The 14,040-nt window shown below is 69.8% G+C and carries 11 protein-coding genes; all 11 read right to left on the bottom strand.

Annotated features, from left to right (window positions below):
* Positions 1 to 1,385: FAD-dependent oxidoreductase (locus VGV06_01910; protein HEV2053909.1), on the bottom strand; the 1,385-nt coding region annotated here is incomplete at its 3' end.
* Between the two features lie 96 nt (positions 1,386 to 1,481).
* Entirely contained in the window at positions 1,482 to 1,802 is a 321-nt protein-coding gene (locus VGV06_01915; protein HEV2053910.1) for a thiosulfate oxidation carrier complex protein SoxZ, read from the bottom strand.
* Positions 1,803 to 1,807: 5 nt separating this feature from the next.
* Entirely contained in the window at positions 1,808 to 2,266 is a 459-nt protein-coding gene (locus tag VGV06_01920; protein ID HEV2053911.1) for a thiosulfate oxidation carrier protein SoxY, read from the bottom strand.
* A gap of 86 nt (positions 2,267 to 2,352) precedes the next feature.
* Positions 2,353 to 5,157, bottom strand: coding sequence for a molybdopterin-dependent oxidoreductase (locus tag VGV06_01925; GenBank protein ID HEV2053912.1), 2,805 nt, complete (start codon positions 5,155 to 5,157; stop codon positions 2,353 to 2,355).
* 23 nt (positions 5,158 to 5,180) lie between these two features.
* Positions 5,181 to 6,728, bottom strand: a complete 1,548-nt coding sequence (locus tag VGV06_01930) for a 4Fe-4S dicluster domain-containing protein (GenBank protein ID HEV2053913.1) — start codon at positions 6,726 to 6,728, stop codon at positions 5,181 to 5,183.
* 153 nt (positions 6,729 to 6,881) lie between these two features.
* Positions 6,882 to 7,664 carry a sulfite exporter TauE/SafE family protein gene (locus VGV06_01935; protein ID HEV2053914.1) on the bottom strand — a complete coding sequence of 261 codons (783 nt, stop codon included), beginning with the start codon at positions 7,662 to 7,664 and terminating at the stop codon, positions 6,882 to 6,884.
* Positions 7,665 to 7,753: 89 nt separating this feature from the next.
* Complete coding sequence (locus VGV06_01940) at positions 7,754 to 8,572, bottom strand: sulfite exporter TauE/SafE family protein (GenBank protein HEV2053915.1); 819 nt, start codon at positions 8,570 to 8,572, stop codon at positions 7,754 to 7,756.
* A gap of 65 nt (positions 8,573 to 8,637) precedes the next feature.
* A complete protein-coding gene (locus VGV06_01945; protein HEV2053916.1) occupies positions 8,638 to 9,246 on the bottom strand; it encodes a c-type cytochrome in 609 nt (202 codons plus the stop codon).
* 16 nt (positions 9,247 to 9,262) lie between these two features.
* Positions 9,263 to 10,540, bottom strand: a complete 1,278-nt coding sequence (locus tag VGV06_01950) for an FCSD flavin-binding domain-containing protein (GenBank protein ID HEV2053917.1) — start codon at positions 10,538 to 10,540, stop codon at positions 9,263 to 9,265.
* A gap of 91 nt (positions 10,541 to 10,631) precedes the next feature.
* Positions 10,632 to 11,873 carry a threonine synthase gene (locus VGV06_01955; GenBank protein ID HEV2053918.1) on the bottom strand — a complete coding sequence of 414 codons (1,242 nt, stop codon included), beginning with the start codon at positions 11,871 to 11,873 and terminating at the stop codon, positions 10,632 to 10,634.
* Positions 11,869 to 13,947 carry an elongation factor G gene (fusA, locus tag VGV06_01960; GenBank protein HEV2053919.1) on the bottom strand — a complete coding sequence of 693 codons (2,079 nt, stop codon included), beginning with the start codon at positions 13,945 to 13,947 and terminating at the stop codon, positions 11,869 to 11,871. Before fusA ends, VGV06_01955 begins: the two co-directional genes overlap by 5 nt.
* Positions 13,948 to 14,040: the final 93 nt, after the last annotated feature.

Here is a 14,040-nt window from a genome sequence, read left to right on the forward strand (position 1 = left end):
CCCACCTGCTCCCACATGACGTCGCGCAGCCGCTGCTGGAGCGCGTAGAGCCCCTCGCCCTCGCCGCGCCCGAGGGGTAGGACGATGCGGGCCGCCGCCGCCTCGACGTCCTGCGTGGACAACCGCGGCAGGGACCGGCCCACGACCCACTCCGCCATCACGTCGCCCGCGATCCCGCCGAAGACGGTCGAGTCGGCCACGCCATTGCCTCCCAGCCGGTTCGCGCCGTGGATGCCGCCCGCATCCTCGCCGGCGGCGAAGAGTCCCTCGATGGCGGTCCGGCACGATGGATCGATGACCACCCCGCCCATCATGAAGTGTGCCGTCGGGCCCACTTCGACCGGCTCGCGGGCCAGATCCCGACCGAAGTCGCGGCAGCGCTTGACCATGCCCCTGAAGTTGGTCTCGACGAGCGTCGCGCCAAGGTGAGACACATCGATCCAGACCCCTCCATGCGGACTGCCGAGGCCCTCCTGCACCTCGGTGAAGCATGCGCGCGCGACGAGGTCGCGCGTGGAGCGCTCCATGCGCCCCGGATCGTAGCGCGACATGAAGCGCTCGCCCTTGCCGTTGAGGAGCCTGCCCCCCGCCCCCCGGAGCCCCTCTTCGAGCAGCGCGCCGGTCATGAGCGAGTTCGGCACGACGAGGCCCGTGGGATGGAACTGCACCATCTCCATGTCCTTGACGGGGGCGCCGGCACGCAGCGCCAGCGCGATGCCGTCTGCGGCCTTGTCCGCCGAGCAGGCGATGACGCGGTACATCGTCGGCCCGCCGCCCATCGCGAGCAGCGTGGCGCGGCTGCGCACCGCGGTGAAGCTCCCGCGGCGGATGTCGAGCACGAGCGCCCCGCCGACGCGGCCGGCGCCGTCGCTGAGCAGCTCGACCGCCCGGTGTTCCTCCAGCGCGCGAATGGAGGGGCGAATCCACACCTGCTCGGTCAGCCGGTTCATGATCTCGATGCCGGTCAGATCTCCCTTGTGAATGGTCCGGTCGTGCGTCTGGCCGGCGAAGGGCTTCTGGTGGATGCGGCCGTCGGGGTGGCGGTCGAAGAAGCAGCCGTAGCGGCTCTCGAGCTCCAGCACGCGCCCGGGCGCCTCGGTGACGAGCGTCCAGACGAGCTCCTGGTCGTTGATCCAGCCGCCGCCCGCGAGGGTATCGAGGAGGTGCGCGTCGAGAGAGTCGGGCGAGGCGAGCACGGCGTTGTAGCCGCCCTGGACCATCCGCGTGCAGCCCGCGCGGCCGAGCAACCCCTTGACGACGACGGTCACCGACAGATGCGGCGAGCGGTCCGCAGCGTGCAGGGCCGCGCAGAGCCCGGCGCCGCCGGCGCCCAGGATCAGAAGATCGGTCTCGAGGATGTCGATGGCGCGCTCCGCGGTGACTATAGCCCCGGGCCGGGTCCGGGCGCAATCCGCCGAGGCGCCCTCAGCGGGCGGGCGCCTCGGGCAGGTCGTGGAGGCGCTGGCGGGCCCCGCCGAGGCTCACGCCGGCTTGACCTCGGCCGAGCCCTCGAAGCGCGATCCGTGGGTGTCGAAGAACGTGACCTTGAGCGTCCCGGGCTCGGTCACCCTGAACGCGAAGCCGAACGACGGGTTCTCGCCGATCGAGGTCGAGGTGTCGAACTCCGCGATGTCGCGGCCGAGGTAGCTGACGACGACGCGGTTGACGAAGCGGTAGTTCCTGTCCACCGACTTCCCGTCCTTGCGCTCGACTCGCTCGTTGGGGTGGATCAGGAGCGCCCGCGCCCGCGCCACCGACCCGCGCGCGACCGAGCCCGGCACCCTGATCTTCACCTGCCCCATGGCGCTCACGCGGCGCACCCCGCGACGACCACGCGGACGCTGCGCTTGACCATGAGGAGCGCGCCGTCCTGCATCTCCGCCACGGCACGCACGTCTCCGGTGTCGGCCAGCCGGAGGTAGGCGGCCACGTACGCCTGGCCGCACGCCGGCGTGAGGCTGAACTTCGCGTTGAGCGGCCGCGGGTTCTTGTCGGACAGGACGTAGATGGCCTTGGCGTAGCTCTGCGGCGTCATCGGCGACTTGACCTCCACCGACATGGCCACGTTGCCGCCGTCCTCCGCGATGAGCGGCAGCTCGAAGGTGATGACCTGGGAGCCATCCTTGATCGGGCGGCCCCCGAACAGCCGCTGCATGGTTTTCTCGACGGGCTCCTCGGGGGCGAGGTTGGCGAGAAAGCCTTGGGCGCGCGCCTTGGCGTGAGGCCAGGCGGCGGCAAGCGCCGCCGCGGCGGCTCCCTTGAACACTTCTCTCCTGGTCACCCCCTGCCGAGCCATGACTCCCCGCTTAACCATGATTCAATGATGCCGCGCTTCACGACCAAGTCAAATGTTCACGGCTCGAGGCGGTAGGTCGAGGCATCGGGCATGAAAGCCCTCGGCAGCCAGAGGGGGCGCCTGAGCCCGCCGGGTCCCGGCGCCGGCCGCGCCATCGCGAGCCACTCGCGGTAGACCTGATGCGCCCGGTTGGTGTCCACGACGACGTCGCCGTAGCGGTCCTCGGGCCCCGGGCGGACGACGCGCACCTTCTGGTGCCAGCAGTGCTGGCCACTGACCGGGTCCGGGTGCACCGGAAACGCCAGGTTCTGGTGGACGCCCGGGTCCTCCCACCAGACGCGCGACGAGTCGGGGTCAGCGCTCTCGAACGGCCTCACGCCGTGGATGTGGCGGAGCCGCCACTGCCCTTCCCCCAGGCGCTGCATGTCCACGAGGGCCGTGGACCAGCGCTCGCCGCCCGCGTCCTCCTGGAGCCGCCAGCGGCCGAGGTGATGCGAGCAGGCGACAACGCCGGGCCGGATCGACTCGGTCACCCAGACCTTGTCCACGAAGTGGCCGATCTCCGTCTCCACCTTCAGGAGATCTCCCGTGACCACGCCGAGCCGCGATGCGTCGCCGGGACTGAGCCATAACGGATTCGTGTGCGAGATCTCGTAGAGCCACTTGGCATTGCCCGAACGCGAGTGGATCAGGGTGGGCAGCCTGAAGGTCGGCAGGAGCAGCATCTCACCGCGGGCCGGGTCGATCTGGGACCAGTGCACGTGGCCCTTCGCGTAGGTCGGCACGGCGTGTTCCGCCCACTTCCAGTCCTTGAGCGTCTTCGAATAGAACTCGAGCTTCCGCGAGGGCGTGGGGAACCCCGCTCGGAGCTGCCCGTCGACTTCGACGCCCACGGCGCTCCCGCCCTTGACCGCCACGCGCGTGACGGGGTCGACCGCGGCCCCTAGGCACTCCGCGGGGGAGAGCGGGGTCTCGTGGGTGCGGTAGACGTGGTCTTCAATGAGGAACGCGCCGTACTTGCGCATGTACTCGAGCGGAGTCAGGCCCTGGCGCGCCGCGGCCTCGGGCAGCCCGGGGACGCTGTGCTCGAAGATCCACCGGTAGAACTCCTCGATCCTGAGCTTCTCGCCCGCGCGGTACGGGGACTCGAAGTACTTCCGGATGCCGAGCGTCCCGTCGGGGTCGATGCGCCACGAGAGCTCGATCAAGAACTCGTCCTCCTCCCACACCTGCCCCAGCCCCACGGCCTCGTGGGCCTGCCAGGTCAGGTCGAACTTCTTGCCCTGCCGCTCGAGGGCCACGCGCAGGACGGGCTGGCGGAAGCCGATCCAGCGCGCGGCGTGGGTCTCCTGGCTCATGAGGTCGTGGCGCTCCGAGGCGTGCCCCATCGGCAGCACGTAGTCGGCGAACCACGCGGTCTCGCTCCAGATGGGCGTGAGACAGGCGTGCCGCTCGACCTTGGCCTCGTCCGTCAGCATCTCGATCCACGACATGCCGTCGGGGTTGGTCCAGACGGGGTTGTAGACGCGCGTGAAGTACATGGCGAGCTTGCCGCGGCCTTCGCGGAGGAAGTGCGGCAGGAGGAAACTCATCTCGAAGAAGGCCAGCGGGTACTCGCGCGGCATCAGGAGCTCGCTCCACACTTTCGCGGGCGGCGGCATCATGGGCGGCTCGGGCACGGCCTTGTTCCAGGCGCCGGGCGCGGTGCCGCCGGGAACCGCGACGGCGCCCATCAGCACCACCACCAGCTCGAGGGCGCGCGCGACTTCCCAACCGTGGAGGTTGCCGGCCGCCGCGTTCCGCCAGACGTGCGTCGAGAGCGCGCCGCCCGAGCGGCCGATCTCCCGCGCCACTTCCTCGATGCGCGCGGCGGGGATGCCGGTCTCGGCCTCGGCGAACTCCGGCGTGTACGCCGCGTAGATCTCGCCCAGCGCCCGCTCAAATTCCTCAAAGGCGACCGGCGCGCCCGGACGCTCGTCCCGCAGGTACTCCTCCCAGTTGACCCAGCGGCGGACGAACTCGCGGTCCCAGGTGCCCGCACGAAGCAGGACGTGGACGAAGGCCAGGAGCATCGCGGCCTCGGTCCCCGGCCACGGCGACAGCCAGTAGTCCGCCATCGACGCGGTGTTGCTCAACCGCGTGTCCACCACGCAGACCTTGGCGCCCGCCATCTTGCCCTCGATGATCCGCTGGGCGTGCGGGTTGAAGTAGTGCCCCGCCTCGAGGTGGGAGGACAGGAGGAGGATGAAGCGCGCGCGGCTATGATCGGGCGAGGGCCGATCGTACCCGTGCCAGAACGCGTAGCCGGCACGCGCCGAGGCCGAGCAGACGTTGGTGTGGCTGTTGTGCCCGTCGATGCCCCAGGCGTGGAAGACGCGCTGGAGGTAGACGAGCTCGTGCCCCGGGCGGCCCAGGTGATACATGATCTCCTCCTGCCTGCCCTCGACGAGCGCCGTGCGGATGCGGCCGGCGATGTCGTCCAGCACCTCGTTCCAGCTGACGCGCGCCCATTTACCTTCCCCGCGCTTCCCCGCGCGCTTCAGCGGGTAGAGGATGCGCTCCGGGTCCTGCACCTGGTTGAGCGTGGCCGGGCCCTTGGCGCAGTTGCGGCCACGGCTTCCCGGGTGCTCGGGGTTGCCCTCGAACTTCTGGATCTTGAGCGTCTGCTTGTCTACGTAGGCGAGGAGCCCGCAGCCCGCCTCGCAGTTGAAGCAGATGGTGGGGATGAGCGCGTAGCGCCGCTCCACCCGCTTCGGCCACGCCTTCGAGTCGTACTCCCGCCAGTCGTCCCACCGTTCGACGGGCGGAAAGGGGCTGAGCCCGGGCGCCGGCGGGTCGAGGTCGCGGGCGTGAGGGTGCAGCGGCTCGGCCGTCCTGTCGTTCGTCACGAAAGCGGCAGCGCCTGGCCGGCGCGCACCCAAATGTCTTCCCAGAGCCAGAGGCCGAAAAGACCGAGCACGGTCGCCGCGACGGCCGCCCACGGCTGCGGCGAGACCACGAGCAGGACGAGCGGCACGGCGGTGCCGCCCACCACGATGCCCCACCAGAAGCGGACGCGGTACGGACCCCGCGTGATCAGCCGCGCGGCGCGGGCGGCATCCTGGGTGGCATGCGCCGTGAAGGTCTCGGCGAAGAGCACGACGCCGTTTAGGGCGAGCGAGAACCAGAGCGCCATGCGGAGCCCCTCGGCCACGCGCGGATCGTCGCTGACGGCGAGCGCGGCGAGCAGGAGGCTCGCGCAGCCGGCCGTGACGGCGGCCACGAGGAGATGGGGCAGCACGAGTGGGCTCTGCCAGAAGTCGCGTCCCTCGGCCTGGCCGAAGAGGAAGGCGCTGTAGCCGGCCGACGCCGTGGCCACCAGCAGCACGGGCCAGCCCAGGGCGAAGAACGCCATGTGGCTCTGCGTCCACCCCGCGACGAGCCAGGCGACGCCCAGGAGACCGTGCGCCGTCAAAATCCACCCGCCCCAGACCAGCCAGGAGCGCCAGTTCGGCTTCAAAAGGAGATAGAGGAATCGCTCCGGGCGCGTGAGGTCGAGGACGAGGAGCGCGGTCGTCAGCGCGAGGAAGACGAGGCTGATGAGCGGCGCCGCGAGCCCCGCCACGGGTCCGGCAAAGGACAACCCGTCGATCGCGGCGACCGCCGCGACCAGAAGCGCGCCCGCCGCGACCGACTTGGTCCAGAGATACGTCGAGACCTTCCACCCCCAGGGCCGCTCCGGATGCGCCACGTCGTACACCGTCCGCGCCATGCCGAGCAGGTCCACGCCTTCACCGGCGACGGACGCCGCCCGGCCGGCGACGTTGGGCCCGCCCGGCACCGGGATGCGGCTCGCCTCGGCGAAGAGATAGCGGTCACCGGCCTTCTGCATGGCCGGCCTCAGCGCGGCTTCGTCGGCGCCGATATAGAAGAGCTTGGGCTGCGTCCCCTGCTCCGGCTTGCGCACCGCCACCTGCTGCGTGGCGACGAGGCGCGCGATCCCCGACGTGGGGTCGTCCAGGTCGCCCGGGACGATAGCCTGCACCGGACACACGATGACGCACGCCGGCTCGAGCCCGACCTCGACCCGATGCGCGCAGTAGTGGCACTTGGCCGCCGTCTGCGTCTCTGGGTCGATGTAGAGCGCATCGTACGGGCACGCCTGCATGCACGACTTGCAGCCGATGCAGCGGTCGCCGTCGAAATCCACGATGCCGTCGGGGCGCCGGTAGAGCGCGACGGTCGGACAGATCGTCACGCACGGGGCGTTGTCGCAGTGGTTACACCGCATGACGGAGAAGTAGCGCCGCGTGTCGGGGAACGTGCCCTTCTCGATGTACTTGACCCAGGTGCGGTTGACGCCGAGCGGCACCTGGTTCTCTTCCTTGCACGCCACCGTGCAGGCGTGACAACCGATGCATTTCCGCTGGTCGATCACGAAGCCGTAGCGCATCTAACTCAGCCCTCGCCTCGGGACGCCCTGGCCTTCGGCCATCGGCCGTCCATCAGCTCGAACCGCCACACACGCGACGGTGCACGCATGGCAGCCGATGCATTTCCGCTGGTCGATCACGAAGCCGTAGCGCAAGCGAGTCTCCCGTGATCTCTAGTGCAGAACGTCGATCCAGACGCGCAGGGCCGCCAGCGCGATGACGGCGCCGAGTATTACGCGCAGGACGCCGACGGGGGCGCGCCGGCTGAGATGCGCGCCGAGGCTCGCGCCCGGCAGCGAGCCCGCGACCACGGCGGCGGCCGCAATGAACGGAACCTGGCCCGTCGCGAGCTTGCCCACGAAGCCCAGGAGCGCCCCGGCGCCGGCCATCGCGAGCGACGTCCCGATGCTGAGGCGCACCGGCACGCGCATGACTCCGATCAGGACCGGCATCAATAGGAAAGCTCCGCCGGCGCCCACCAATCCGGACATCATGCCGACGACGCCAGGGATGCAGACGGCCTCGGCCCGGTTGAACGGCATGGTCTCCGCGGTCGCCGCCGGCCCCGCCTCGGCGGGCGTGATGAACATGAGCAGCAGCGCCGTCGTCGCCATCAGGGCAAACACCAGGAGCAGCACACGTCCCTCGACGAAGTGAGATCCCACGGCGCCCGCCAGCGAGCCCAGGGCCATGGCGCTTCCCCCCCAGAGCGCCAGGCGGCGGTGGAGCATGGCGCCGCGGCCGTGGGTCCACACGCCCATCGCGGAAGCGGCCAGCACCTGCGCCATGGTCACGCCCGCCACCAGCTTGATGTCGAGGCTGCCCACGGCGAGGAGCGGCGGGACATAGAAAAGGAGCGGGATCATCACGATGGCCCCGCCCACGCCGACCAGTCCCGACGCGAACGCGCCAGCAAAGCCCAGCGCGGCCAACGTCAGGATGAAGGCCGCGCTCACGCGGAAGCGCCCGGATCCGGCTGCGACATGGGCAGCATGATACCTCGGCCGCCGCCCGCCGGAGGGGCGAAGGACGCCGTCCCCGATCTTCATCCTCCCTGCCAGCCCAGAACGATGAGCCGGACGCCCACGAACGCCAGGGCGACGACCAGTGCCCGGATGATCCAGACCCCGCGGACCCATCGCGCGTGCCACGCGCCCAGCTGGGCGCCGGCGGCCACGCCGATCGCCAGCGGGAGGATGCGCCCGAGGACACCCAGGAAGTCGCCCTCGAGCGCGTGCACGGCCGAGCCCGTCAGGGTCATGATGGCCAGCGTGAAGTGCGACGTGGCCGTGGCGACGTGCACCGGGAAGTGGAGGAGGTTGGCCATCACGGGCACGTGGATGATCCCCCCGCCGATGCCCAGCAGGCTCGAGAGGAAGCCGACGCCGAGGCTCAGCCCCACGCCGAGCACGGGGTTGAACGCGTACGCGTGGACGGTGCCGTCGGCCTCGACGAGACGCCGCCGCATCGCCCAGCGCCCGCCATCTCCCGCCGCGCTCTCGGACGGCCCGCGCAGCAGGAACGCGCAGATCGCCAGCATCAGGATCCCGATCAGAAGGTCGAATGACCGGCGCGGCATGCGGTCCGTCGCGAGGGCTCCCAGGATGGCGCCGGGCACCGTCGCCGTCGAGAAGAGCAGGCCCGACTTATAGTCGATGCGCCGCATGCGCGCGTAGGCGACGGATCCGGACAGCGCGTTGACGAACACCACGGTCAGCGAGATCGTGGCGATCGTGTGCGGGGAATCGTTCGGGTAGAGCAGAAGGAGCAGCGGCACGAGGAGAAAGCCGCCGCCCGCGCCGATGAGCGTGCCGTAGGCCCCGAGGGCGAAGCCCACAGGAAGCAGCCAGAGGAGTTCGGGCATGAGTCGCCGAAAGCTCGGCAGCCCATTCTGCCACGGCGCCCCCGGGGCGGGCGCCGGATTCCGGGCTAGCGCAGGCTCGAGTAGTACGCGGCCAGGTCGGCGAACTGGCCGTCCGGGATGATCCGCATGAGCGCCTTCTTGGCCGCGAGCAGCGGTTCACCGGGGTCCCGCGTGTCCACCTTGAAGAGCACCATCTGCTGCGCGAGGTAGCCGGGAGGCTGGCCGGCGAGTCCCGGGATCAGCCGCGCGGGATCGCCCTTGCCGTCCGGCCCGTGGCAGATCACGCACTGGGCCGCAACCGTCTTGCCTCTCGCGGCGGCCTCGGCCGAAGAGCGGATGGGCGTGGGCAGGCGCTTCTGCGCGGCGAAGTACGCCGCGATCTGGTCCAGCCCGAGGAACTGGATCTCCTTCGCGTACGGCTCCATCTCCGGCGACGGGCGCTTGCCGGTGGCGTAGTTCTCGGTCTGCCGCTTGAAGTAGGCCGGGTCGAGCCCCGAGATGCTCGGCATCATGTCCGAGCCGCTGTTGCCGTTCCAGCCGTGGCAGGCCGCGCACGTGATGACCTTCGCGAAGCCCGGGTCGTCGAGCGGGCCGGCGGCGCGGGCCGCCCCGGGCGCAACCGCGAGTACGAAAACTGCCGCCGCGAGGGCGGCCGCGAAGCGTATCGTCGTCATGATCGCCGTCCCCCCTCTACGACAGCATGTCGGCCCAGATGCTCTGCCGCCAGCCCTCTGCACGCTGGGCGACGGAGACGCTCTGGGCGGGCGTGAGCTTCTGCTCGATCTGGACCACCTTGCCGTTCTCGATCTTGTAGGAATTCACCACCGCGATGGCTTCGCGGTCGCTGACCCAGCTGTAGCAGGTATTGCCGGGCGGCATGAGCGGCACCGCCTGCCCGTTGAGCAGGCTCACGATGCTGAGCGCCGCCGCCTTGCCCATGTTGTTGGCGACGTTGCCGGACTTGGGCACGGGCAGGCCGATGGTGGCGTCGCCGATCACGTGGATGTTCTTCTGCTTCACCGACTCGTACGTGACGTGGTCCACCTCGCACCAGCGCTTGTCGGCGCCGACGAGGTCCGCCTGAACGGCGATCGCGCCCGCGCGCTGGGGCGGGATCAGGTTGAGCACGTCGTACTTGACGCGGTCGAACTCGGTGCGGACTTCGCGCGTCGAGGTATCGACGCCGATCACCTTCTGCGAGGCGCGGTAGTCGATGTTCGGGTACGCCTGCCACGCCGCGCGGAAGAGCGCGGTCTTCGACACGATGTTCTGGTTGGCGTCGAGCACGATCACCCTGCTCTTCGGCTTGTTCTGCTTGAGGTACCACGCGACCTGGCAGATGCGCTCGTACGGGCCCGGCGGGCAGCGGTAGGCGACGGGCGGCACCGTCAGGACGAAGACGCCGCCGTCCGGCATGGACTGGATCTGCGCCGCCAGCTGCACCGTCTGCGGCCCCGCCTTCCACGCGTGGAGCACCGTGTCCTTGGCGGCCGCGAGCCCCTCGACCTGCTCCCACTGGAAGTCGATGCCGGGCGAGACGACGAGGCGGTCGTAGGCGAGGTAGCCCTCGCCGATGCGGACGCGCTTGGTGTCGGGCTCGATGGCAGTCGCTGACTCGTGGATGATCTTGACGCCGCGGGCTCGGAGCCCGGCGTAGGAGAGCGTCAGGCTCTCGATGGTCCGCTGGCCGCTCAACACGAGGTTGCTGAACGGGCAGGAGACGAACTCGCGGTTGGGCTCGAGCAGCACCACTTCGATGGACGGGTCGGCGATCCGGATGTATCGGGCCGCGGTGGACCCGCCCCAGCCGCCGCCGATCACGACCACCCTGCGGCCGCTCTTTGGAGCGATGTCGCCCGTCATGGTACTGGCGCAGCCCGAGAGTCCAAGGCCGGCGCCCAAGCCCAACCCGACACCGACACCCACACCCGAGGAGAGGAGGAAATCTCTGCGCGTCAACCCGCTCATTGGCCCGCCTCCTTCATTGATTAGCTCAGTTCTCGACCGGAATACGGAGAAACTTACTAAGCCATTTGCGCCATGTCAACAGCGTTTTTGGCTAGAGGCCGAGGGCCTTCCTGACACGGGCGAGGACCTGCGCCTCGTCGCCTTCAAGGTGCACCGGAGCCGGCAGCGCCGGCGGCGAGTTCTTGATCCCCGCGCCCGTGAGCACGATGACGATGCGCGAGCCCGCATCCACCTCGCCGGTCTCCTTCATCTGGCAGAGCGCGGCGAGCGCGGCGGCGGCCTCGGGCGCCGTCCAGATGCCCTCGACGCGCGCCAGGAGCTTCTGCGCCTCCACGATCTCCTGCTCGCTCACGGCGCGCGCGTGGCCGCCGGTATCGCGCATGATCTTGAGCATCTGGCGCCCCGCGAAGGGGCCTGGCACGCGAAGGCCGGGCGCGTCGGTGACGGGGTTCTCCCAGAGCGTCGTGGTCTCGGCCTTGTCGTCCCACGCCTTCACGAGAGGGGCGCACCCTTCGGCCTGGACCGCGACGAAGCGCGGCTGGGCGGCCTTGATCCAGCCCATGGCCGCCAACTCGTCGTAGGCCTTCCAGATCCCGACCAGACCCGTCCCGCCGCCCGTCGGGTACATGAGGAGATCCGGCGTCTGCCAGCCGAGCTGCTCGGCCAGCTCGAGCCCCATTGTCTTCTTGCCCTCGAGGCGATAGGGCTCCTTGAGCGTGGCGAGATCGAACCAGCCGATCTTGGACGCGAGCCCCGCGATCAGCTTGCCCGCCGTCGCGATCGAGCCGTCCACGGTGAAAACAAAGGCGCCCGCGATGATCGCCTCCGCGATGGCGGCCTCCGCCGTGCCGCGCGGGACCACGACCGCGACAGGGATCCCGCCGCGGGCGCCGTAGACGGCCGCGGCGCCGCCCGCATTCCCCGCCGACGGGATCATCAATCCCTTGACGCCGAGCGTGCGCGCCTTGGTCAGCGCCATGCCGAGACCGCGCGCCTTGAACGAGCCCGTCGGGTTCTGGCCTTCGTCTTTCGCCCAAACGTGGCGCAGGCCCAGGTGCGCGCTCAGGCGCGGGAGCGGGATCAACGGCGTGCCGCCTTCGCCGAGCGTGACCGGTTCCTCACCGTCGTCGAGCGGCGTCAACTCGCGGAAGCGGTACATCCCGGGCGCGCGCCGGAGCAGGTCGTCCTTGGTGACGGCGGCGGCGACCCTGGGCAGGTCGTACCGCACGGCCAGCATCTGGCCGCAGCCCTCGCAGACGGTGAGGAGGCGGCCGGCCTCGTGGCGCCGGCCGCAGACAGTGCACTCGATATGGGTGACGAAGGACGGGCTAATGGGCCTTCTCTTTCTCTGCCTTCGCGGCGGCGACGACTTTCTCCGCGAGGTGGGCCGGGACTTCTTCGTAGTGCGAGAACTCCATGGAGTAGCCGCCGCGCCCGCCCGTCATGGAGCGGAGCGAGGACTCGTACGTCAGCATCTCGGCCATGGGCGCCTGCGCGCGCACCGAGACGACTTCGCCGTCGGGCTCCATGCCCACGATGCGCCCGCGGCGGCCGTTCAGGTCGCCGATGACGTCGCCCGCGTGGTCGGACGGCGCCGTCACCTCGACGTGCATGATGGGCTCGAGCAGGATCGGGTGCGCCTCCATGAAGCCCTTCTGCAGGCCCATCGAGGCCGCGATCTGGAAGGCCATGTCGGAGGAATCCACGTCGTGGTAGGAGCCGTCGTAGAGCGAGACCCTGAGGTCCACGATGGGGTAGCCGGCGAAGATGCCACGCTTCAGGCAGTCGCGGACGCCTTTTTCCACCGACGGGATGAAGTTGCGCGGCACGGAGCCGCCGAAGATGTCGTCCACGAACTCGAAGCCGCCGCCGCGCTGGAGCGGCTCGACCTTGAGCCACACGTCGCCGTACTGCCCGCGGCCGCCCGTCTGCTTCTTGTACTTGCCCTGCACGTCGGCTCGCCCCTTGACCGTCTCCTTGTAGGGGATGCGCGGCGGCAGGAGGCTCACGTCCACGTTGTACTTGCGCTTCATCCGCTCGACGACCGTCTCGACGTGCAGCTGCCCCATGCCGGAGACGAGCAGCTGCTTGGTCTCGGGGTCGAAGTGGTGGTGCAGCGTCGGGTCCTCCTCCGTCATCCGGTGGAGCGCCGTCGAGATCTTGTCCTCGTCGCCGCGAGTCTTGGGCTGGATGGCGAAGGAGATGGCGGGCTCCGGGAAGGCGATGCCCGGCAGGACGACCGGGTGCGCCTCGTCCGAGAGCGTGTCGCCCGTCAGCGTGTCTTTCAGCTTCGCGACGACGCCGATCTCCCCGGGCCCCAGCGAGTCGACGGCCTTCTGCGTCTTGCCCATGAGCCAGCCGAGGTGGCCGATGCGCTCCTTGGCCCCGCGCGTGGAGTTGAGCACCTGGCTGTCGGACTTGAAGGTGCCGGAGTACACGCGGAAGAGCGAGAGCTTGCCCACGTGCGGGTCGGCGATGGTCTTGAAGACGACGGCCGCCAGCGGCGCCTTGGGATCGGGCGCGAGCGTGACCGGCTGCTGAGTGCGCGGGTCGATGCCCACGACCGGGCCGGCTTCGGCGGGCGACGGGAATTCCTTGACGATCAGGTCCATCAGCGGCTGGACGCCGATGCCCTTGGTGGCGGAGGCGGCCATGACGGGCACGAGGCTCCCCTGCCCGATGGCCTTGCCGAGGGCCTTGACCATCTCCTCCTCGCCGATGCTGCCCTCTTCGAGATACTTGGCGAGAAGGTCGTCGTCCGTCTCGGCCACAGCCTCGACCAGCTTCTCGCGCCACGTTTTGGCGTCGTCCATCGCCTCGCCGGGGATGTCGGCTTCTTTGGCCTTGCCGTCAGCCGTGAGGAGCGCCTTCATCGCGACCAGGTCCACCACGCCCTTCAGGCCCGCCTCGGCCCCGATCGGCAGCTGGAGCGGGCAGAGCCGGCCCTTCAGGCGCTTCTGGAGCGACTCGAGGGTGCGGAAGAAATCGGCGCGCTCGCGGTCGAGGCGGTTGATGACGACGGCGCGCGGCAGGGCGTACTCGTTGGCGTACTTCCAGACCTTCTCCGTCTGCACCTGCACGCCGGCGACCGCGTCCACCACGATCACCGCCGCGCCGGCGACTCTCAACCCCCCGCGCGCGTCGGCCACGAAGTCGCCGTACCCGGGCGTGTCGATCAGGTTGAGGCGATGGCCCTTCCAGTCGCAGAACGCGACCGAGGTGCCCAGCGAGATCTTGCGCTTGATCTCGTCGGGGTCGAAGTCGGTGGTGGTGGTGCCGTCGTCCACCTTGCCGAGCCGGTTGATGGCGCCGGCCGCGAACAGGATGGCTTCCACCAGGGATGTCTTGCCGACTCCACCGTGGCCCGCGAAGCCCACGTTGCGGATCTTGGAGATGTCCGTCGCCATGCCTACCTCCCCGTGCCCCTGCTGCGAAGGGAAACTCCGACTGCCGGAGAAAAGGGCGATGTGGGCAGGGATGCTACCACAGCGCCGGGACAC

The organism is Candidatus Methylomirabilota bacterium (genome assembly GCA_035936835.1).
Taxonomy (GTDB): Bacteria; Methylomirabilota; Methylomirabilia; order Rokubacteriales; family CSP1-6; genus AR37.